Below are 21,876 nucleotides of genomic sequence, written 5' to 3' on the forward strand. Positions count from 1 at the left end.
TTCCCTTTGTTCCGCTGCGCCCGTTGTTCCGCTATGGCCTGTGCCGGCAGTTTTCGGCCGGCTCAGCCGTAGAGGGCGTTGATGTGCTCCTCGTAGTCCCGCACGACGGCGGCCCGCTTGAGCTTGAGCGAGGGTGTCAGGTGCCCTGATTCCACGCTGAAGTCGGCGTCCAGGATGACGAAGCTGCGGATGGATTCAGCGTTGGAAACCAAGAGGTTCGCCTCATCCACGGCGCCCTGGATGGAAGCCCGGACCGTCCCGTCCGCGGCGGCTTCGGCCGGGCTCAGGTGGGGCATTTTCCGGGCCGCGCACCAGTCGTGGAGTGCATCGGCGTCCAGGTTGATCAGTGCCGAGACAAACGGCCGGCCGTCCCCGATTACCACGGCCTGGCCGACCAGCTGGTGCTCGCGGATCTTCTCCTCGAGCGGGCCCGGGGCGACGTTCTTGCCGCCGGCGGTGACCAGCAGGTCCTTCTTCCGCCCCGTGATGGTCAGGAAGCCGTCCTCGTCGAGGGAGCCGAGGTCCCCGGTCCGGAAGAAGCCGTCCACGAACGCCTCCGCGTTCGCGGCCTCATTGGCGTGGTAGCCCTTGAAGACGCCGATGCCCCGGACCAGGATCTCGCCGTCGTCCGCCACCCGGATGGTGGTTCCCGGCACGGGAATGCCGACTGTCCCCACCTTGGTCCGTGCCGGAGTGTTGGCCGTACACGGCGCCGTGGATTCCGTGAGGCCGTAGCCCTCCAGGACGGGGATGCCGGCGCCGCGGAAGAAGTGGGCGTCGTTGGAGCTCAGCGGGCTTGCACCGGAGACCGTGTACTGCAGCCGGCCGCCGAAGGCCTGCCGCAGCTTGGGGTAGAACAGCCGGTCGAAGAGCCGGTGCCGGGCCCGCAGGAGCAGTCCGGGGCCCCTGCCGTTGCCCCGGGAGGCGGCGTCAAGAGCTTTGGAGTAGCCGATCGCTGTGTCCGCGGCGGCCGTGAAGACGCGTTCTTTGCCGGCGGCGGCAGCCTTGTGGGCTGCTCCGGCGTAGACCTTTTCGAAGATCCGGGGGACCACCAGCAGGAAGGTCGGCTTGAAGCTCGCCAGGTCCGCCAGGAGTTCCTTGGCGCTTGCGGTGTGGCCGAGGGTTGCCCCGGAGCTCAGGCAGATCACCTGCACCGCCCGGGACAGGACGTGCGCCAGGGGAAGGAACATCAACGTCCGGGAGCGCGGCTGCATGAGGATCTCGGGCAGGAAGAGCACGATGTTCTTGGCGACGAGGGCGAAGTTCGCGTGCGTGATCTCGCAGCCCTTGGGCTTTCCGGTGGTGCCCGAGGTGTACACGAGGGACGCCACGTCCGCGAGGGACGCGGTGGTCCGGTGGCGTTCGAGTTCGGCGTCCGTCACCCCCGTGCCGGCGGCGGCCAGGCTCGCCAGGTTCGGTGCGGCGCCGCCGTGCTCCATCCGGACCACGGCGACAAGCCGGTCGCGGAGGACGGCGGAGGAATCCAGGACGCCCTGGACGAGGGCAGCCTTGGCGTGGTCCTCGACGAACACGCGCAGGGCGCCCGAGTCGTGGAGGATCCACTCGACCTGGCTGGCGGAGGACGTCTCGTAGATCGGCACCGTGACGCCGCCGGCGAACCAGATGGCAAAATCCACCACTGTCCACTCATACCGGGTCGCGGACATGACAGCGACCGTGTCGCCCGGGGTCAGCCCGCCGGCAATCAGGCCTTTGGCCAGGGCGGTGACCTGTTCCAGGAACTGCTGGACGGAGACATCGGTCCAGCCGCCGGGGCCCTTGCGGGAGTAGAGGGCGTGCACGGGGTCCTTCGCGTGCTGCTCCAGGAGCAGGTCGGTCACGTTGCTCTCCGGGTCCAGCTCCACGAGCAGTCCGGTGCTTGCTTCTCTCACAGCAGAGTCTCCATTCCTGGTCCGCCCGGAGTTCGGCGGACTGTCCCTGCAATCCTGCCTTAGATCCAGGAAGGCATCCACATCCGGAGGCGCCATTCCTGGTAGGGGATCACCTCGGCGGTCCACACCGGGTAGAAGAACGCGGACAGCAGCACGGCCGCCACGACAAACAGCACCACAATGTAGAACCCGGACCGCCGGCGCCAGAGGGGGTCGCTGCGCTGGCCCAGGACAAGGCCCAGGCAGTAGACCAGCGCCAGCACCAGGAAGGGTTCAAAGGACACGGCGTAGAAGAAGAACGTGGTGCGTTCCGGATACATGAACCAGGGGAGGTAGCCGGCGGCCACCCCTGCCAGGACCGCTCCGGCGCGCCAGTCCCGGCGCCCCGCCCACCAGAACAGCAGGATGCCCAGGCAGACGGCCGCGCTCCACCAGATCAGCGGGTTGCCGACCGAGAGGATGGCGGTGGTGCAGTTGCTGAGATCGCAGCCCGGGGTGCCCTGCTTGGGGGATTCGTAGAAGAAGGACGTCGGCCGGCCCATGACCAGCCAGCTCCAGGCGCTGGCCTCGTAGGGGTGGTCGGAGCTCAGTCCCTGATGGAACTTGTACGCCTCAAGGTGGTAGTGCGCCAGGGACCGGACGGCATCCGGCAGCCAGCCCCACTCGGCGGAGGGGTTGGTCTCGGCCCAGTGCCGGAAGTAGGCGTCCGTGGACCGGAACCAGCCGGTCCACGTGGCGCCGTAGACCGCGGCGGCCACCGGAACGATGCTCAGGAAAGCCGGGATGCCGTCCTTGAGGATGCCGCCGCTGATCCAGGCATGCACGCCGGCAATGCGACGGGCGCTGAGGTCCCAGAACACGCTCAGCAGGCCGAAGCCGGCCAGGAAGAACAGGCCGGACCATTTCGTGCCGACCGCCAGGCCCAGGCAGACGCCCGCGGCGAGGCGCCACCAGCGGATGCCGAGCCAGGGCCCGGTGGTGAGCTGGAGCGCCGAGGGGCGGCCCGCGGGGGAAGCTGCGGCCTGCCTGCCGAGCCGGGCCGCCAGCCGCCGCCGGCCGTCGTCGCGGTCCATCAGCAGGGCGCCGAAGGCGGCCAGGATCCAGAACATCAGGAAGATGTCCAGCAGCGAGGTCCGGGACATGACGAGGTGGTGGCCGTCCACGGCGAGCAGGACGCCGGCTACCGCCCCCAGAGTCAGCGAGCGGAAGAGCTTTTGCGCGATCAGTGCCAGCAGGAAGACGGACAGGGTCCCCGTCAGCGCGGCACCGAACCGCCAGCCGAACGGATTGTCCGCGCCGAACAGCCACATGCCCGCGGCAATCATCCATTTGCCGACCGGCGGGTGCACCACGTATTCCGGCGTGTTCAGGAGCACTCCGGGGTTGCCGGCGATGAAGGAGTCGTTGGCCCGGTCGGGCCAGCTGCGCTCGTAGCCGCTGACCAGGAACGAATACGCGTCTTTCACGTAATAGGTCTCGTCGAAGACCAGGTTTCGCGGGGTGTCCAGCCGGACGAACCGCAGGACTCCGCCCAGTGCCGCGGTGAGGGCGGGAATGAGCCAGTACCAGAGCCGCAGCGACGCCGGGTAGTCCCGCCAGCTCTGCAGGCTCCCGATCAGGCGTTCCCTGAGGGCTTCGGCGGTGTTGGCCTCGGCGGGGCGGCCGATCCAGCGGTGCCCCTCAAGATTGCGGCCGGTACCGGACCGGCCCTGGCTGCCGGCTCTGCCGTGCGCGCCGCTCGGGCCTGACGTCGGCGATGCTGCGGGTCCTGCCTCGGGCGTCCGCGTGGGGGTCTGGGTCACGTTGCCCATGCTACCTTTCGCGGCTGTGCTCGGCGGGCCGCGCCCCGGCGGCAGTAGGCTGGTCCTGTGGACCACGAACCCAGCACTTCCCCCGAACTTCCCCTGACCGACAACGCGCCCGACGGCGATCCCGCCGCCCAGGCTGCCGATGAAGCAAACGATGTGGACACGGGGGCCGGACAGGGTGCGCCGGCCGCCGCAGGTTCCGCCGCTGTTTCCGCCGTTGGCGGCCCCGGAAGAATCGTGCTCGCGGCAACGCCGATCGGGAACGCCGGCGATGCCTCCGCCCGTCTCGTGGAATTGCTGACGACGGCGGACATCGTCGCCGCCGAGGACACCCGGAGGCTGCACCGCCTCGTGCAGAACCTCGGGATCACCGTGGCCGGCCGGATCATCAGCTACCACGAGCACAATGAGGCAGCCAAGACCGCTGACCTGCTCGACCAGGTCAGGTCCGGCAAGACCCTGGTCATGGTGACCGACGCCGGCATGCCGTCCGTATCGGACCCGGGGTTCCGCCTGGTGGAGGGCGCCGTCGCGGCCGGCCTCACCGTCACCGCGGCGCCCGGACCCTCCGCCGTGCTGACCGCTTTGGCCCTGTCGGGGCTCCCGACCGACCGCTTTTGCTTCGAAGGATTCCTGCCCCGCAAGGCCGGCGAACGCTCCTCGCGGCTGGCGGACCTCGACGCCGAGCGCCGCACCATGGTGTTCTTCGAGGCGCCGCACCGCCTGGAACCGATGCTCCGGGCCTTGCACGAACGCTTCGGTGCCGACCGCCGGGCCGCCGTGTGCCGTGAACTTACGAAGACCTACGAAGAGGTCATCCGCGGCACCCTGCGCGACCTGCTCGAATGGGCCGAGACCAATGAGGTGCGCGGCGAAATCGCCGTGGTGGTGGGCGGCGCCCCCGAACGCGAGCCCGGCCGCCCGGAGGACCACGTCGCTGCCGTCAACGGGCTGATAGCCCAGGGCATCCGGTTGAAGGAGGCCGTCGCCGCGGTGGCCGACGACGCGAAGGTCAGCAAGCGCGAACTCTATTCAGCGGTGCTTGCCGCGCGCTGATCCAGGCGGCGGGTTCCCGGCTTCGGCCCGCCGCTGACGGCCCGAAGCCGGGGCCGCCATGTGTTGTGCAGCTGCACAGCGTAGTCAGGATCGGGTAGTGCGCGCATGCATAGACTTGCCTGTCGGCACGGCAGTACCGTGGCAGTAATCCAGACGTCCGGTCCTGCGGGAACGAGCGCCTAAAGCCGGCACACAGTGCCGACAAACTAGTATCAAAAACCAGCCCCAGCCGACTGGGGCCAACCGAATTGCTGACGAGGGAGTCGTTGTGACTGTAACTGCCCAGCCCATTGTTTCCGCGGAGCGGGAGAGCGCCCTGCTGGCCTCGGTCCCGACGGGCCTGCTGATCAACGGCGAGTGGCGTCCGGCCGCTTCCGGGAAGACCTTCGAGGTCGAGGACCCGGCGACGGGCAAGGCGCTGCTGAGCATCGCCGACGCCGGTCCCGAGGACGGCAAGGCGGCCCTCGACGCGGCCGCCGCCGCACAGGAGTCCTGGGCCAAGGTCCCGGCCCGGGAACGCGGGGAAATCCTGCGCCGCGCCTTCGAGATGGTCACGGAGCGGGCCGAGGACTTCGCGCTCCTGATGACCCTGGAGATGGGCAAGCCGCTGGCCGAGGCCCGCGGCGAGGTCACCTACGGCGCGGAATTCCTGCGCTGGTTCTCCGAGGAAGCCGTCCGCGCGTTCGGCCGCTACTCCGTCTCCCCGGACGGCAAGTCCCGGCTGCTGGTGACCAAGAAGCCGGTGGGCCCGTGCCTGCTGATCACCCCGTGGAACTTCCCGCTGGCCATGGCCACCCGCAAGATCGCCCCGGCCGTCGCCGCGGGCTGCACGATGGTGCTCAAGTCCGCGAACCTGACCCCGCTGACCTCCCAGCTGTTCGCCGCCGTCATGCAGGAAGCCGGCCTGCCCGCCGGTGTCCTGAACGTCATCCCCACCTCCACCGCGGGCGCCACCACGGGTCCGCTGATCAAGGATCAGCGCTTGCGGAAGCTGTCCTTCACCGGCTCCACGGAGGTCGGCCGCCGGCTGCTCGCCGACGCCTCCGAAACCGTGCTGCGGACCTCGATGGAACTCGGCGGCAACGCACCGTTCGTCGTGTTCGAGGACGCCGACGTCGACGCCGCCGTCGCCGGGGCGATGCTGGCGAAGCTGCGGAACATGGGCGAGGCCTGCACCGCGGCGAACCGGTTCATCGTCCACGAGTCCGTCGCTGACGAGTTCGCGGAGAAGTTCGCCGCGAAGATGGCCGACATGACCACAGCCCGCGGCACCGAGGCCGAGTCCAAGGTCGGCCCGCTGATCGATGCCAAGAGCCGGGACAAGGTCCACGAACTCGTCACCGACGCCCTGAACTCCGGAGCGGTCGCGGTGACCGGGGGGTCCGCCGTCGAGGGCCCGGGCTACTTCTACCAGCCGACCATCCTCAAGGGCGTCACCGAGGGCACCCGGATCCTCTCCGAGGAAATCTTCGGCCCCGTCGCCCCGATCATCACCTTCGACACCGAGGACGAGGCCGTCCGGCTCGCGAACAACACCGAGTACGGCCTGGTCGCCTACGTCTTCACCCGCGACCTGAACCGGGGCATCCGGATGGGCGAACGCCTCGAGACCGGCATGCTCGGCCTGAACGCCGGCGTCGTCTCCAACGCGGCCGCACCGTTCGGCGGCGTCAAGCAGTCCGGCCTGGGCCGCGAAGGCGGCCTCGAGGGCATCGAGGAATACCTCTACACCCAGTACATCGGCATCGCCGACCCCTACGCCGGCCAGGCCTAGGCGGCACCTCGTCAGCGGCCCCGTTTACGGGGCCGCTGCGCGCGTCCGCTGACAGCGGCCCGCTAGCTCCGGCGCACCCGGCGGACGGCAGTGCGGATCTTCCCCCAGGATCCCGCAAGCCCCCGCCGGGTGCGTTGTGCTGTCCGGGACAGGACCCGGCGGGGCAGCGGCAGGTCCCGCCGCCAGCCGGACAGGACCGACGGCGGCAGCCAGGCTGCGCGGAGCCGGACCAGCGGCTTCGCGTTGGCCCGCAGCGAGGCCTGCACCAGGGCGATCCTGGCCGCGGCGGAGTCCGCCGGGTCCGCGGATTCTGCGTTCCCGCCGGTTTCGCCTGACCCCCCGGTGCGGGCAGCACCGGCCGGGCGGCCGTACTGCTCACGTTCAAAATCTTCGGTCAGGGCTGCGGCGGCCCGCTGTCCGGCCCCGTCCGCGCCGCCGGGTTCGCCCAGCGCCGCCGAGGCCCGCAAGCGCCGGGAGAAGTGCCGTGGCGTCTCGCTCGCACCGGGCGCCACGCCGTAGTCCGTGGCCAGGTCCCGCAGTTCCGCCCAGGCCGGCAGGGCCGCCGCGCCCGGTTCGCCGCGTTCCGCCGTCCGCAGCCTGCGGCGCCGCACGCCGCTGCGCACGAGCCGGGGGGTGGCCACGAGCAGCGCCAGCAGCAGCACCGTTCCAACACCGTAGAGCACCTGCGCCGGATGCGCATTCCCGGGCGCCGCTGCCCCGGACCCCGGCAGCGGAACCGGCGCAGCGGTGGGGGCCGGCGCCGGGGTGGAACCGTCGCCCGGTGTCAGGGCGTCGTTGCGGTCGTTGGTGCTGGCACCACTGGGCGTGGAGGGTTCCGTGGCGTAAGCCGGGACGACGCCGCGGGACGGCGTCGGCTCGAAGGGGACCCAGCCGACGCCCTGGAAATAGAGCTCCGGCCAGGCATGGGCGTCCCGGGCATCGACCTCGAACTCCGGAAGCGGGCCCTGGCCGGCGACGGACACCGTGGCCCCGGTGGAGCGCCCCGGGGCGTAGCCCACAGCGATCCTGCTGGGAATGCCCTCAAGCCTGGCCATCACGGCCATGGCCGAGGCGAAATGAATGCAGTAGCCGCTCTTCTGGGTCAGGAAGTCCGCCAGCACGGACAAGCCGTTGCCGTCGTAGCCGCCCTGCACGGGAGACTGCAGGGAATAGCTGAACTCGAGGGAGCGCAGGTACTTCTGGAGGGCCATGGCACGCGCATACGGCGTGGCGGCCGCCGCGGTCACGCGATCGGCCGTGGTGCGCACAATCTCCGGAACGTTCGACGGCTGCCGGAGGAACTGCTCGGGGACTCCGCGCACCGGCTCGGAGGCGCCTGCCAGCAGCCCGGCCGTGAGCTGCGGGGTGATGGACGTGACCACGTACTGCTGGTCGCGGGTGTTCGTGTCCACCCCTTTGATGCTGAGCGTGGCCGGATCCCAGCTCCAGCGTCCTGTGAGGCCGCTGACCGATTCCGGGGCGTAGGGTGCGGGGAGGTAGGGGCTCGTGTACTGGCCCGTGTTGACGGCAGTGATCACGCGGAACTCCGTCGCGGCGGTTTCCAGCCCGGAATCGATCCCGACGGTGCCCGAACGCCGTGTGGACTCGCGGTCATCGGGTGCCCAGGAATCGCCGTCAAAGCTGTCCACCGTCACCGAGCGCAGGTACGGCGTCGTCGATGCGTTTGTCGCGAAGGTGATCCGGCCGTCACCGGAGGGGCTGCGCAGGCTGTTGCCCAGGCTGATCATCGGGTTCAGGCCGGTGGCGCCGCCGAACGGGTTCAGCCGCGAACCCTGCGGGAACGTGCCCTGGTCGAAGCCCGGAATCACCGGCTGCAGCAGCAGTGTGATGGCCAGTGCCAGGACGGCCGTGACCGCGCCGCGCCGGAGCTGCCCGGGGTTCCGTGCAGTGTCGGCCCGGGTGCGGGCATCCGGGGTGAACCAGTGGCTGCACCCCAAAATCAACAGATAGCCGACGGCGGCCCCGACGAACCCGAGCACCCCTACGCTTTGCGGTTTGATCATGGCAGGGACCACGAGGATTGCCAGGATCGCGAGCCCGCTCGTGGCGGGCAGCGCCAGCGGGAATGCGAGGGCATCGATGAGGATCACCAGCAGCCCAAGGACGGCACAGATCAGCATGACGATTCCGGCGTTGGGTGCCACCGGGGTGCTCTCGGCCAGGACGGTCTCGCTGGCCCGCCGGAGGAACTTTCCCAGGTAGCTCAGGGTGTCCGGTGACGGGATGAACCCGGCGATGCTGTGCTGCCGGAAAAAGGTGAAGGTCAGGACCAGGACGAGTGCTGCCAGCCCGCCAGCCGCCACGAGCCATGTCCGGGCACGCAGTGACCGGAGCATCGCCATGGAGAACGCCACGGCAAGGACAGTGGTGAACACGGGGGAGTACCAGGCCCACCCGCGCAGGACGCCGTTAAAGCCGAGGGCAGCACCCGCGACGGCCACCGCGACGGCGGTACCCATCACCCACGGCTGGGCCCCGGGCCCGTCCCGCCGGGACTCCGCGCCCGGGGTCAGGACTGTCGGTTTTTCGGTGCCGGCGGCGCCCGAGGACGACCCGCTGCTGCGGTGCGGGGTGAGGGTCATGGCCGGCTACCTGCGCCGCGGCGGACATCGGCGGCAGCGGCAATGGCCGGGTCTGCCTCGTCGAAGGCGGCCCACGCGGCGGGCAGCGGGCTCCTGGCGGATACCGCCACGGCCCGCCATCCGCCCAGCCGCAGCACCTCCAGGACCTCGGGCATCTCGCCGGAACCGGGTGCCTGGTCCGTGACCAGCAGAGCGAACGCGTTCGCGCCGAACCCGGCCGCCGGGGACAGCGCGCGGGCCTCGGCCGGGGTCAGGTGGCCCAGGACCGCGAGGATCGGTCCCCGCAGCCGGTGGGCGGAGAGCTTGTCCATGAGGACGTCGTCGAAGGCCTGCGGCGCGGTCCCGGACCCTGCGGCGGCCCCGGAACGGGCGGCCTCCTGGCCGGACGGTGCGGCCTTGGCTCCCGGATCGGCTGCCGGCCGGGGCTGCCGGCCGGGTTGCGGGGTGCGATGGCGGTGCGCATGGGCGTTGTGCGGTCCGGTGAGCTGGATGGCGGCCAGGCTTTCCGCGACGGACTGCAGGCCCGACGCTCCGGTGTACTCCTCGGCCTCCGGATCGGGGGCGGACGGCGAGTGCCGGAAGGCGGGGGCCCCGGCGCTGTCCAGGAACCGCAGGGAATAGTTGCGTTCCGCAAGGTGCGCGCCGATCGACATCGCCGCCGTGACGGACCATTCAAAGGCGTCGCACGTCAGCAGCTCATGGCCGTCTGTGTCCCCGGTTCCTGCCGGGCCGTGGTGGCCGCCGGAGGAAAAGGCGCCGTGACCAAACACGCCGTGCGGGTAGGCCGAGAGCCGGTGGTCCAGGATGATGGTCGCCTCGGGAGTCGTGACGGATTCCTCCTGCCGCACCATGAGGGCCCCGTGGCGGGCGGTCGCGGCCCAGTGCACCCGGCGCATCGGGTCCCCGTGACGGTATTCGCGGGTCATGACGTCGTCGTCGCTCGGATTCGCCCGGACCCGCGTGGCCGTGACGCCGTCGTGTCCGCGGGCGCCGGCCAGCCCCGTCTCGGGGAGCTCGACGGCGGCGGGCGTCACAGTCAGGAGGTCGCCGTCGTCGATCGCGTGCCGGTGGAAGGACAACCCGAAGGGGTCGCTGAACTCCGCGGTGACGGGCCCGATCAGGAACTGGCCGCGCTTGGCCGAGCGAAGGTGGTACTCGTAGCGGCTGGTGCCGCCGGCGGCCGCACGTGCCGGGAAACGGAAGACGGGGGATTCGCCAAACCGTGCCGGCAGATGCTCTTCCATGACGGCATGGCCCGTTCCGGGCCCGGTCCGCGCGACGGCCAGCCGCACCGTGGTGCGCGCGGACGTTTCCACCGGCGACGGATTGAACTCGCGGTAGACCCGGAACCTCGGTTTCAGGACCCGGGTTCCGGCCAGGGACAGCAGCGGCAGGACCAGCAGCAGGACGGCCAGCGCCAGCAAATCCCGGCGCCCCATGATCTGCGCGGCGAGCAGGGACAGCGCACCCGCGCCGAGCAGGCCCCAGCCGCGGGTGCTGAAGATGTGTCCGGGGAACCGATCCCTCAACGCCACGGCGGAACCGTTTCCTAGCGCGGATTCGGCTGGCGGGGCGGCGGTGCCGCAGCGGCCGGGGCCTTGTTCCGGCCAGGGCGGCCGGCCCCGTTGGCCGAGGCCGTCACCTCCGGGGTGACGGGGGTTTTGGCGATGATGGCCCGGATGACGCTTTGCGGCGTCTCGCCCGTGCTGGCCGCCTTGCGGTCGAGGATGATCCGGTGGGCGAGCACGGCTTCAGCAACGCTGACAACGTCGTCCGGGATCACGAAGTCCCGGCCCTCGAGCGCGGCCGTGGCCTTCGCCGCCCGCAGGAGCTGCAGCATGGATCGGGGGCTGGCGCCGAGCCGGAGCAGCCCGCTATCCCGCGTGGCCCGTCCCAGGGCCACCGTGTACTCCTTGATGGAGCGGGACACGTAGACCCGCTGCACCGTGGCTATCATCGCGGCCACTTCCGCCGCGGTGACCACTGCCGTCACGCGGGCCAGGGGCGAGGAGGCCTGGTGGGTTTCAAGCATTTCCATCTCGGACTCCGTGTCCGGGTAACCCATGGAAATCCGGGCCATGAAACGGTCCCGCTGGGCTTCCGGAAGCGGATAGGTGCCCTCCATCTCGATGGGGTTCTGGGTAGCCACCACCATGAACGGCTCATCCAGCCGGTAGGACGTGCCGTCCACCGTGACCTGGTGCTCTTCCATGCACTCCAGCAGGGCTGACTGCGTCTTGGCCGAGGCGCGGTTGATTTCGTCCCCGATGACGATATTGGCGAATACCGCGCCGTGCCGGAACTCGAAGGACCGGGTCGCCTGGTTGTAGATGGACACGCCCGTGACGTCGGACGGGAGCAGGTCCGGGGTGAACTGGATCCGGCTGACCGTGCAGTCGATGCTCCGGGCCAGGGTCTTGGCGAGCAACGTCTTGCCCACTCCCGGGACGTCTTCCAGGAGCAGGTGGCCCTGGGCGAGGAGCACGGTCAGCGCCAGTCTTGCCGCTTCGGCCTTGCCGTCGATGACCGTATTGATGGCTGTGAGGATGCGGGTGCTGGCGGAGTGGAAGGCCTCTGCATCCATGGCGGCCGGTTCATGCGGCGAGGGCCGCTGGCCGGCTGTTGGTGCCGCGGCAGGCTCTGCATCCATGGCGGGGCGGCCCGGGAAGCTCTGTCCTTCGGGGAGGACTTCATCCAAGGAAGTGCGGTGGTAATCCATCGGCAGCCTTTCAGCACTGGTGGGTCCCGGAACGGACCGGCAACGGCCGCCGGGCCCCGCAGTGGGGTTCGCCTGTTTCCTCAAGGGTAAATATCAGAGTATTAACAGACTACTAACACAACTGCCGGGCCTGACAGAGAGTTCCGGGGAATTCTGGGCGCCCGATAGGGTGGATGAATGTTCAATCCCCACACGCCCGTCCCGTTCCGGTCGCCCGGAACTGACGGTACCGGACGAACCGGGTATCCGCCCGCACCTGAACCGCTGCCCGTCCCGGTCATGGACAACCATACGCATCTGGACTTTCCCGGTGCGGAACTGTCGGTGAGCGTCAAGGACGCCCTGGACGCCGCCGCCGCGGTGGGGGTCCAGGGTGCTGTGCAGGTGGGCTGCGACCTCGAATCGTCCCGGTTTACGGTCCAGGCCGTGGACCTCGATTCCCGGCTCCTGGGCGCCGTCGCCCTCCACCCCAACGATGCCCCGGACTATGCCCGGCGCGGCGAACTGGAGGAAGCCCTGGCCGAGATCGAGGCCCTGGCCGCCCACCCGCGGGTCCGGGCGATCGGTGAGACCGGCCTCGACTTCTTCCGGACCGAAGGGGAGGGCCTGGCCCACCAGCGCTATTCGTTCCGCCGCCACATCGACATCGCCAAGCGGCTCGGACTGACGCTGCAGATCCACGACCGCGACGCCCACGACGACGTCGTCCAGGTGCTGCGCGAAGAAGGGGCCCCGGAGCGCGTGGTCTTCCATTGCTTCTCCGGCGACGAGGCGCTCGCCCGGACGTGCAACGCGGAGGGCTGGTACATGTCCTTCGCCGGGACAGTGACGTTCAAGAACGCATCAAACCTGAGGGCGGCGCTCGCCATCGCGGAGCCGGCCCGGGTCCTGGTCGAGACCGACGCGCCCTTCCTCACCCCGCACCCGCACCGCGGCCGCCCGAACGCAAGCTACCTCGTTCCGTACACGGTTCGGGCCATGGCCGATGTGACGGGAAGCGACCTTTCCGGACTGTGCGCGCAGATCGCCGAAAATTCCCTGCGGGCGTACGGATCCTGGGCCTGAAACGGTCCCGTCCGGCGCCTCCCCGAGAATACCGGGTATGTACAAATTCTTGGTTGCTTTATAACGCTACGGTTACAGTGGTCAACTATTAGCCGGGGTCGGGGAAGGCCTACGGATAATTTCACTCAAGCAGGGCGTGCATCGTGGCAAACGAACCACATGCGCGCTCTCGTTTTGGGTGAGGCAGTGCACACACAATCTGTGACGCCCCGGACCCCGTCCGGGGCCGCCCTTGGCGCGCTCACGGAGGGTGAAAACGTGCACCTATCCCCGTGCCCGGAAGGTCTAAGAGATTCGGGCAATCGTGGTCAAGTTCTTCACATCGGACGGCAAGATCAGCTTCGTCAAGGTTGGCACGCAGCTCGTGGTGCTGGTGGCTCTGGTGCTGGGCCTCGTGGCCTTCGTCGGCAACAACAAGACGATCACACTCAACGTGGACGGCAAAGTCAGCTCCGTCCAGATCTTCGGCGGGACCGTCGGACAGGTCGTCAAGAGTGCCAAGGTTGAACTGCAGCCCTCCGACCGGGTGTCGCCTTCGGTGGACGCCCACGTGCAGGACGGATCAGTCATCAACGTCAACCTCGCCAAGGCCGTGAAGGTCAGCCTGGACGGCGCCGAACGGACCATCAACACCACCTCGCCCACCGTCGAAGGGCTCGTGACCGAACTCGGCGTGGCCAGCGCCTCGCAGGTGTCGGTGCCCAAGGACGCCCAGCTGGCGGTCTCCGGTTCCTACGTTTCCATCTCGACGCCGAAGAAGGTCAGCATCGTCGCGGACGGCAAGGCAGCGGCGACCACCACGACGGCGGCCACCGTGGCCAACGTCCTCGCGGATGCCGGCCTTTCGCTGGGCGCCAGCGACCGCGTCTCCCAGCCCGGGAACGCGCCGGTGGTCAACGACATGGTCATCAAGGTCTCCCGGGTGGACGTCAGCAAGACGGCCGACACCACCGAGCCTGTCGCGTTTGAGACGCTGACCACCGAAAGCGCCGACATGTTCAAGGGTGAGAAGACTGTCACCCAGGCCGGTGTCGCCGGCACCACCAAGAAGAGCTTCAAGCTGGTCCTCGTCGACGGCCGCGAAGCCTCCCGCACGCTCGTGTCCGAGACCGTCAGTGCCCAGCCGGTCACCGAGAAGGTCACCGTGGGCACCAAGGAAAAGCCCCAGCCTGCCGCCAGCACGGCCGCCCCCGCCATGATGAACCAGGCCATGTGGGACAAGATCGCCCAGTGCGAGTCCGGCGGCAACTGGTCCATCAACACCGGCAACGGCTACTACGGCGGCCTGCAGTTCGACGTCCGGACCTGGCTCGGTTCCGGCGGCGGCGCCTATGCCCCGAACGCCGCTGCGGCCACCAAGGCCCAGCAGATCGACATCGCCAACCGCGTCTACGCGCAGCGCGGCCTCGGCCCGTGGGGCTGCGGCTGGGCAGCCTCCAGCTAGCACGCCCCGCCGGCTTTTGACCGCCGGCCACTGACCGCCGGCCGCTGACCACATCCGCGGTGACCGCACAGGCCGGGTCCGGAGTCCCTCCGGGCCCGGCCTGTGGCGTACCGGCGCCGGGATAGGATACCTAGGTGACTGAACCGAGCCCCTCCGCCCCCGAAAGCCTGCCGTCAGCGGCGCCCGCACCGCTCATGGGCGCCTCCGATATCCGCCGGTTGGCAGAGGAGATCGGCGTGCGGCCCACCAAGACCCTGGGCCAGAACTTCGTCATTGACGGCAACACCATCCGGCGGATCGTGGCCGCCGCGGATATCCGGGCCGACGAGACAGTCCTCGAAGTCGGGCCCGGCCTCGGGTCGCTGACCCTGGGCCTGCTGGACGCCGCCCGGACCGTGGTCGCCGTCGAAATCGATCCGGTCCTCGCCGGGAGGCTGCCGGCCACGGTCGGTGAGTGGCGGCCGGACGCCGTCGGGAATTTCCACCTCGTCCTGGCCGATGCTATGCGGGTCACGGAACTGCCCGCGGAACCGACCGCACTCGTGGCGAATCTTCCCTACAATGTCGCGGTTCCTGTGGTGCTGCACCTCCTGCAGCACTTCCCGAGCCTGCAGCACGGCCTCGTCATGGTCCAGGACGAAGTCGCCGACCGCCTCGCGGCCGGGCCCGGCTCCAAGACCTACGGCGTGCCCTCGGTCAAGGCCGCCTGGTACAGCAGCATGCGCAAGGCCGGCGTGATCGGCATGAACGTTTTCTGGCCGGCACCCAAGATCCACTCCGGACTGGTCGCGTTCACCCGCCGGGAACCCCCTGTCACGACCGCCACCCGGGAACAGGTCTTCGCCGTGATCGACGCCGCCTTCGCGCAGCGCCGCAAGACGCTGCGCGCGGCGCTGGCCGGCTGGGCCGGCAGCGCCGCCGAGGCCGAACGCTGCCTGCGGGCCGCCGGCGTCGATCCGTCCGCCCGCGGTGAAGTAATCGATATTGCGGCGTTCGCCAGAATCGCCGAAGCCCACGCACAGCCGGACTCCTGAGCTTCCTGCCGGGTTGCTCGCGAGCCGCTCGCGAGTCTCTTGCGGGCCGCTTGTGAGTCGCTTGTGAGTCGCTTGTGAGTCTTTTGGGTGCCGTCCCGTGCTTGGAGCCGGGGCCGGGATGCCATAGCGTGGAGCCATGAACGCAGTGAGAGGGCGCTTTGCCGCGAGGACCGTTCGGGTCAAGGCTCCAGGCAAGGTCAACGTCTCACTGGATGTCGGACCGCTGCGGCCGGACGGCTACCACTCCGTGGCCAGCGTCTACCTGGCGGTCTCACTCTACGAGGAAGTCGCCGCCACCAGCACTGATACCGGCGGAATCACCGTAAGCATCAGCGATGCGAGCACCCTGGACCTGGACAGCGTGGACATCCCGCTCGATCACCGTAACCTGGCGCACAAGGCGGCGGCGATCATGGCCGACGTCTCCGAGCACGCCACCGGCGTCCATCTGGAGATCACCAAACGAGTGCCCGTGGCCGGCGGCATGGGCGGCGGGTCCGCAGACGCCGCCGCCACCCTGCTGGCCTGTGACGCGCTGTGGAACAGCGGACTCTCCCGCGATGAGCTGGCCCATCTGGCCGCCGAACTCGGCGCCGACGTTCCGTTCGCGCTGTTGGGCGGCACCGCCGTCGGCCTGGGTGTGGGCGATGACCTCTCGCCGGCCCTCGTCAAGGCCCAGACGGACTGGGTGCTGGTCACGGCCGACTTCGGCCTGTCCACGCCGGAGGTTTTCCGGACGCTGGACCGGCTGCGCGCGGCGGAGGGCGTGCCGGTGGAGGAACCGGTCGCCGTCGACCCCGGCGTCCTCACGGCACTGCGCAGCGGCGACTCCGACGCCCTGAGCCGCGTCCTGGTCAACGACCTCCAGCGCGCCTCGATCGAGTTGGCGCCTGGCCTGCGGGACACGCTCGGGCTCGGCGAATCCCTCGGGGCGATCGCCGGAATCGTGTCCGGGTCCGGACCCACTGTCGCGTTCCTTGCGCACAGCCCGGCGGCGGCCGAGGGGCTGGCCGGCGATCTCCGGCACCACGGCCTCGACGCCATGGCCGTCCACGGCCCGGTGCACGGGGCCCGCATCATCTCCGATACGCTCCTTTAGGAGCTTTTGCGCTCCCCACCCGACTTTTCATCGAAACACCTCACCGATACACCTAAGAAAGCAGTTCCCAGTGGCACACCTGCTCGGCGGCGAAAACCTCACGGTTTCGTATGCAACCCGTACCGTCCTCGATGGCATTACCCTCGGCCTTGAAGAGGGCGACCGGATCGGCATGGTGGGCCGCAACGGCGACGGCAAGTCGACCCTCATGCGGCTGCTGGCGATGCGCTCCACCCCGGACTCCGGCCGGGTGACCAAGCGCAGCGAGGTCAACATCGGCTACCTGGACCAGAGCGACGTGCTCGACGGCGACCTCACCGTCGGCGCCGCGATCGTCGGCGACCAGGCAGACTACGAATGGGCCCGCAATCCCCAGATCCGCGAAGTCATGGGCGGCCTCGTGTCCGACGTCGACTGGCACGCCAATGTCCACGCGCTCTCCGGCGGGCAGAAGCGGCGCGTGGCGCTGGCCAAACTGCTGATCGAGGACCACGACGTCATCATGCTCGACGAGCCCACCAACCACCTCGACGTCGAAGGCGTCGCGTGGCTGTCCCGGCACCTGAAGACCCGCTGGCGGCCCAACCAGGGCGCCTTCCTCGTCGTCACCCACGACCGCTGGTTCCTCGATGAAGTCTGTAACAAGACGTGGGAAATCCACGACGGCATCATGGACCCGTTCGACGGCGGCTACGCCGCGTACGTGCTGGCCCGCGCCGAACGTGACCGCGCCGCCTCCGTCACGGAGGGCAAGCGCCAGCAGCTCGTGAAGAAGGAACTCGCCTGGCTCCGGCGCGGCGCCCCGGCCCGCACCGCCAAGCCCAAATTCCGGATCGAGGCGGCCAACGCCCTGATCGCCGATGTCCCCGAGCCGCGCGATTCGACGGCCTTGAGCAAGATGGCCACGGCCCGGCTCGGCAAGGACGTCCTGGACCTCGAAAACGTCTCGCTCGACTTCCGCGGCGGCGCCCCCGGGCAGAAGCTCTTCGACAACATCACGCTGCGGCTTGCACCCGGCGAGCGGCTGGGCCTCGTGGGCGTCAACGGCGCCGGCAAGACCACCCTGTTGAAGCTACTCAACGGCGAGATTCAGCCGACCTCGGGGAAGGTCAAGCGCGGCAAGACTGTGGTCACCGCGGTCCTCACGCAGGAGGTCAAGGAGCTCGACGACGTCTCGGACCTGCGCGTGATCGAAGTGATCGAGCGCGAAAAGCGCTCCTTCAACGTCGGCGGCAAGGAATTCACCGCCGGCCAGCTCGTGGAGCAGCTTGGCTTTACCAACGAGAAGCAGTGGACTCCGGTCAAGGATCTCTCCGGTGGCGAACGCCGGCGCCTGCAGCTTCTGCGCCTGCTCGTGGGGGAGCCGAACGTACTGATGCTTGACGAGCCGACCAACGACCTCGACACCGACACGCTGGCCGCCGTGGAGGACGTGCTCGACGGCTGGCCCGGCACGCTCGTGGTCGTCAGCCACGACCGCTACCTGCTGGAGCGCGTCACGGATCACCAGATGGCGCTCCTCGGCGACGGCAAGATCCGGGCCCTGCCGCGCGGCGTGGACCAGTACCTCGAACTGCGCGAGGCCGCGCTGGCGGGCTCCACCATCACCGGCGGCGGAAACCCCGTCACGGCCGCCAGCGGGGGCTCCACGCCGGCCGCCTCCGGACCTTCCGAGGCGGAAAAGCGCGACGCCCGCAAGGCCAAGAACCGGATCGACCGCCAGCTGGGCAAACTCAAGCAGCAGGAAGACAAGATCCACGCCCAGATGATGGCCGGTGCCGGAGACGCGAGCAAGTTTGACCAGCTCGCCGAGCTCAACAAGAAGCTCCAGGAGCTCGCCGGGGAACGCGAAGCCCTCGAACTCGAATGGCTCGAGGCCCTCGAGGTGCTGGGGGAGTAGTCTTACCGTGGCCCCGGGTGGGACATGCCCAGTGTCGTGCGGCACGGCTGGACATGTCCCACGGACCACTTAAAACCCTGAGGACACGTCCCGCGGAGCCGGCCAGCAATGGGCATGTCCCGCGGAGAGTTGAAATTCCTGGGGACATGCCCCGTGGTGCGCGCCTGGGATGGACATAGTGGTGTTATGTCCCTCGCTCACGGCCAGGGGAGAGCATGTCCCGCGGAGCAATTGCAGCCCGGAGGAAGCCCGGAGGACTAGTCCCTCGGTGAGCCAGAATTCCTGAGGGCATGTCCCGCGGTGGAGGTTGCCAACAATGGACATGTCCCGCGGAGCTCTGAGTGACGCGGGTTCAGGCTAAGGACGGACATGTTCTGCGGTGGAGGTTGCCAGCAATGGACATGTCCCGCGGCGTGTTGAAATTGCTGGGGACTTGCCCCTTGGCGCACTCCAGGGATGGACATAGTGGTGTTATGTCCAACGCTCGGGGCCAGGGGAGGGCATGTCCCGCGGAGCCATTGAAGCCCGGAGGAAGCCCGGCGGACTAGTCCCTCGGTGAGCCAGAATTCCTGGGGCCATGTCCCGCGGGGCGGGCCTGCAATGGACATGTCCGCGGAGCTCTGAGTGACGCGGGTTCAGGCTAAGGACGGACATGTTCCGCGGTGGAGGTTGCCAGCAATGGGCATGTCCCCCGGAGAGTTGAAATTCCTGGGGACATGCCCCGTGGTGCGCGCCTGGGATGGACATAGTGGTGTTATGTCCAACGCTCGGGGCCAGGGGAGAGCATGTCCCCGGGAAGCGCCGGAGGCTCTCCGCCCCGCCGCAGCAACCGGCTCCGCATCGGACCGCGTAACTCATTTTTCGGATCACGGAACTCATTTACCGGAAAACGGAACTCAATCCTCGCCGCGGAGCTCCGGGTCCTTCTGCAGGCCGGTGAGGCCGTTCCAGGCCAGGTTCACCAGGTGCGCGGCAACCTCGCGTTTGTCCGGGGTGCGGCTGTCCTGCCACCACTGGCCGGTCATCGCGACCATCCCCACGAGCATCTGCGCGTACATGGCACCGTCGGCCGGGCTGAAGCCACGGCGGGCGAGTTCGTCTTGGAGGATGTGTTCCACACGGGCCGTCACCTGTGAGAGCAGGGAGGAGAAGGCCCCCTCGGGCTGCGACGGCGGTGCATCGCGCATGAGGATCCTGAAGCCGTCTGTCCTTTCCTCGATGTAGGTCAGCAGGGCCAGTGCGGCCCGTTCCACCAGGACGCGCGGCTTGGCGTCCTCGGCCAAGGCATCGTTGATGGAGTTCAGCAGGATGTGGAACTCGTGGTCCACCACCTGCGTGTACAGGCCCTCCTTGGAGCCGAAGTGTTCGTAGATCACCGGCTTGGAGACGCCGGCGTTGGCGGCGATTTCCTCGATAGTGGTTCCGTCCAGGCCGCGGAGGGCGAAAAGCCCGCGGCCGATGCCGATCAACTGGGTGCGGCGCTGCTGGCCGGTCATGCGGAGCCGGGGAACGTAGCCGGGGGCACGCACGGGCCTGCCGTTGCCGCCGTCCGCCCCGCCGGATGCGCCTCCACTCTTGCTCACAGCTCCATCATGCCCTACCGCGAGGCCGCACCCTCGCCCCGCACCCGCAGAGCCCGCGGCCCGTACCCTCGCCCGGAGGCCGCACTCTCGCCCCGAGGCCCGCGTCGCCCGGCGACCCGCGGCCGCTGAGCCCGCGCCTGTGCCCCGCACCCGCACCCGCGCCGGGCCGCCGCCCGTCCCGGGGCGCTGAGTCGCACGAGCGTGGACCTTCGTGGCAGAATTGGTTCTCGTGCCACAGGTCATGCCCGGCACGGTCCGCTCTGGTGTAATGGCAGCACCCCGGCCTTTGGAGCCGTGGAGTATAGGTTCGAGTCCTATGGGCGGAACTGGCGAGACACACTGCGCAACCAAGCAAGGAGAGCCAATACGTGAGCCCCGAGAACACTGGCCCAGCCGCCGTGATCGTCCTAGCCGCAGGGGCCGGTACCCGGATGAAATCCCGTACGCCGAAGATTCTCCACGAAATCGGCGGCCGCTCCCTGGTCGGCCACGCCCTGCAGGCCGCCCGCAGCGTGCACCCCCGCGAACTTGCCCTGGTGGTCCGGCATGAACGCGACCTCGTGGCCGCCCACGTCGCCGCCCTCGATCCGAAAGCCCTGATCGTGGACCAGGACGACGTGCCCGGCACAGGCCGCGCGGTCGAAGCCGCACTGGAGGCCCTCGACGCCCTTCACCCCGAAGGACTGTTGAGCGGCACCGTCGTTGTCACGTACGGAGACGTCCCGCTGCTCACCGGCGGACTGCTTGCCGAGCTCGTCGCCGTCCACGAGGCCGACGGGAACGCCGTCACGGTCCTGACCGCCGTGCTTGAGGACGCCGCCGGTTACGGCCGCATCCTCCGGGCCGGCGACGGCACCGTCACCGGCATCCGCGAGCACAAGGACGCCACCGAGGCTGAACGCGAAATCCGCGAAATCAACTCCGGCATCTACGCCTTCGACGCCGCCGTCCTGCGGGAGGCGCTGGTGCACATCACCACCGACAACGCCCAGGGTGAAAAGTACCTCACCGATGTCCTGGCCCTGGCCCGCGCTGCGGGCGGCCGCGTTGCCGCCGTCGTCACCGAAGACCGCTGGCAGGTTGAGGGCGCGAACGACCGCGTCCAGCTCTCGGCCCTCGGCGCCGAGCACAACCGCCGCACGGTCGAGGCCTGGATGCGCGCGGGCGTGACCGTCGTGGATCCCGCCACCACGTGGATCGACTCCACGGTGACGCTCGACGAAGACGTCCGTCTCCTGCCCAACACCCAGCTGCACGGCGCCACCTCGGTGGCGCGCGACGCCGTCGTCGGCCCCGACACCACCCTGACCGATGTCACGGTGGGGGAGGGAGCCACGGTGCTCCGCACGCACGGCTCCGGCTCCACGATCGGTGCCCGCGCCAGCGTCGGTCCCTTCACGTACCTGCGTCCCGGCACCGTCCTGGGCGAGACCGGCAAGATCGGCGCGTTTTACGAGACCAAGAACGTCACGATCGGCCGCGGCTCGAAGCTGTCCCACCTTGGCTACGCGGGAGACGCGGAAATCGGCGAGAACACCAACATCGGCTGCGGCAACATCACCGCCAACTACGACGGCGAGAAGAAGCACCGCACGGTGATCGGCTCCGGCGTGCGCACCGGTTCCAACACCGTGTTCGTGGCTCCGGTGCGCGTGGGGGACGGCGCCTACAGCGGCGCCGGTGCGATCATCCGCCAGGACGTCCCGGCCGGTGCCCTCGCAGTCTCGCTTGCCAGGCAGCGGAACGCGGAGGGCTGGGTTGCGGCCAACCGCCCCGGGTCCGTTTCTGCCGCCCTGGCCGAATCCGCCGCCTTGGCCGAATCCGCCCTGGCCGAATCCGCTGACGCGGACGCCCCGACTTCCTCCACTACTCCGGCACCGACAGAAGAGGGCTAGCAAT

At 69.2% G+C, this 21,876-nt stretch carries 14 protein-coding genes and 1 tRNA gene; 9 read left to right on the plus strand and 6 right to left on the minus strand.

Annotated features, from left to right (window positions below; genetic code table 11):
- Nucleotides 1-62 precede the first annotated feature (62 nt).
- Entirely contained in the window at nucleotides 63-1,892 is a 1,830-nt protein-coding gene (locus LDO15_RS06095; protein WP_223985040.1) for an AMP-dependent synthetase/ligase, read from the minus strand.
- 59 nt (nucleotides 1,893-1,951) lie between these two features.
- Nucleotides 1,952-3,703, minus strand: a complete 1,752-nt coding sequence (locus tag LDO15_RS06100; protein ID WP_223985043.1) for a phospholipid carrier-dependent glycosyltransferase — start codon at nucleotides 3,701-3,703, stop codon at nucleotides 1,952-1,954.
- Between the two features lie 231 nt (nucleotides 3,704-3,934).
- Here LDO15_RS06100 and rsmI point away from each other — a divergent pair, with 231 nt between their 5' ends.
- Nucleotides 3,935-4,756, plus strand: coding sequence for a 16S rRNA (cytidine(1402)-2'-O)-methyltransferase (rsmI, locus tag LDO15_RS06105; RefSeq protein ID WP_223987128.1), 822 nt, complete (start codon nucleotides 3,935-3,937; stop codon nucleotides 4,754-4,756).
- A 268-nt stretch (nucleotides 4,757-5,024) separates the two neighbouring features.
- Nucleotides 5,025-6,530 carry an NAD-dependent succinate-semialdehyde dehydrogenase gene (locus LDO15_RS06110; protein ID WP_223985046.1) on the plus strand — a complete coding sequence of 502 codons (1,506 nt, stop codon included), beginning with the start codon at nucleotides 5,025-5,027 and terminating at the stop codon, nucleotides 6,528-6,530.
- A 62-nt stretch (nucleotides 6,531-6,592) separates the two neighbouring features.
- On the opposite strand, the gene LDO15_RS06115 is transcribed toward LDO15_RS06110, so the two are convergent.
- From LDO15_RS06115 to LDO15_RS06125, 3 genes are read right to left on the minus strand one after another with little or no spacing between them, the layout of a single operon-like run.
- Nucleotides 6,593-9,133 carry a DUF3488 and transglutaminase-like domain-containing protein gene (locus tag LDO15_RS06115; protein ID WP_223985048.1) on the minus strand — a complete coding sequence of 847 codons (2,541 nt, stop codon included), beginning with the start codon at nucleotides 9,131-9,133 and terminating at the stop codon, nucleotides 6,593-6,595.
- On the minus strand, nucleotides 9,130-10,668 hold the full coding sequence (locus LDO15_RS06120; RefSeq protein WP_223985051.1) for a DUF58 domain-containing protein: 1,539 nt from the start codon (nucleotides 10,666-10,668) through the stop codon (nucleotides 9,130-9,132). Before LDO15_RS06120 ends, LDO15_RS06115 begins: the two co-directional genes overlap by 4 nt.
- A gap of 14 nt (nucleotides 10,669-10,682) precedes the next feature.
- Entirely contained in the window at nucleotides 10,683-11,783 is a 1,101-nt protein-coding gene (locus LDO15_RS06125) for an AAA family ATPase (RefSeq protein WP_223987131.1), read from the minus strand.
- A 246-nt stretch (nucleotides 11,784-12,029) separates the two neighbouring features.
- Here LDO15_RS06125 and LDO15_RS06130 point away from each other — a divergent pair, with 246 nt between their 5' ends.
- From LDO15_RS06130 to LDO15_RS06150, 5 genes are all read left to right on the plus strand, one after another.
- Nucleotides 12,030-12,917 (plus strand): TatD family hydrolase, encoded by an 888-nt coding sequence (locus tag LDO15_RS06130; RefSeq protein ID WP_223985052.1) that lies wholly within the window; start codon nucleotides 12,030-12,032, stop codon nucleotides 12,915-12,917.
- A 304-nt stretch (nucleotides 12,918-13,221) separates the two neighbouring features.
- Nucleotides 13,222-14,361 (plus strand): transglycosylase family protein, encoded by a 1,140-nt coding sequence (locus tag LDO15_RS06135; RefSeq protein WP_223985055.1) that lies wholly within the window; start codon nucleotides 13,222-13,224, stop codon nucleotides 14,359-14,361.
- A 194-nt stretch (nucleotides 14,362-14,555) separates the two neighbouring features.
- On the plus strand, nucleotides 14,556-15,395 hold the full coding sequence (gene rsmA / locus LDO15_RS06140; protein WP_223987134.1) for a 16S rRNA (adenine(1518)-N(6)/adenine(1519)-N(6))-dimethyltransferase RsmA: 840 nt from the start codon (nucleotides 14,556-14,558) through the stop codon (nucleotides 15,393-15,395).
- A gap of 136 nt (nucleotides 15,396-15,531) precedes the next feature.
- Nucleotides 15,532-16,494 (plus strand): 4-(cytidine 5'-diphospho)-2-C-methyl-D-erythritol kinase, encoded by a 963-nt coding sequence (locus tag LDO15_RS06145; RefSeq protein ID WP_223985057.1) that lies wholly within the window; start codon nucleotides 15,532-15,534, stop codon nucleotides 16,492-16,494.
- A 70-nt stretch (nucleotides 16,495-16,564) separates the two neighbouring features.
- Nucleotides 16,565-18,394, plus strand: a complete 1,830-nt coding sequence (locus LDO15_RS06150) for an ABC-F family ATP-binding cassette domain-containing protein (protein WP_223985059.1) — start codon at nucleotides 16,565-16,567, stop codon at nucleotides 18,392-18,394.
- Between the two features lie 896 nt (nucleotides 18,395-19,290).
- On the opposite strand, the gene LDO15_RS06155 is transcribed toward LDO15_RS06150, so the two are convergent.
- Complete coding sequence (locus tag LDO15_RS06155; RefSeq protein WP_223987136.1) at nucleotides 19,291-19,890, minus strand: TetR/AcrR family transcriptional regulator; 600 nt, start codon at nucleotides 19,888-19,890, stop codon at nucleotides 19,291-19,293.
- A 341-nt stretch (nucleotides 19,891-20,231) separates the two neighbouring features.
- On the opposite strand from LDO15_RS06155, the gene LDO15_RS06160 reads away from it, so the two are divergent.
- Both LDO15_RS06160 and glmU read left to right on the plus strand, forming a co-directional pair.
- Nucleotides 20,232-20,303 (plus strand) — tRNA-Gln (locus tag LDO15_RS06160).
- 42 nt (nucleotides 20,304-20,345) lie between these two features.
- A complete protein-coding gene (gene glmU / locus LDO15_RS06165) occupies nucleotides 20,346-21,872 on the plus strand; it encodes a bifunctional UDP-N-acetylglucosamine diphosphorylase/glucosamine-1-phosphate N-acetyltransferase GlmU (RefSeq protein WP_223985060.1) in 1,527 nt (508 codons plus the stop codon).
- Nucleotides 21,873-21,876: the final 4 nt, after the last annotated feature.

Source organism: Arthrobacter sp. NicSoilB8, assembly GCF_019977355.1.
In the GTDB taxonomy this organism is placed as follows: Bacteria; Actinomycetota; Actinomycetes; order Actinomycetales; family Micrococcaceae; genus Arthrobacter.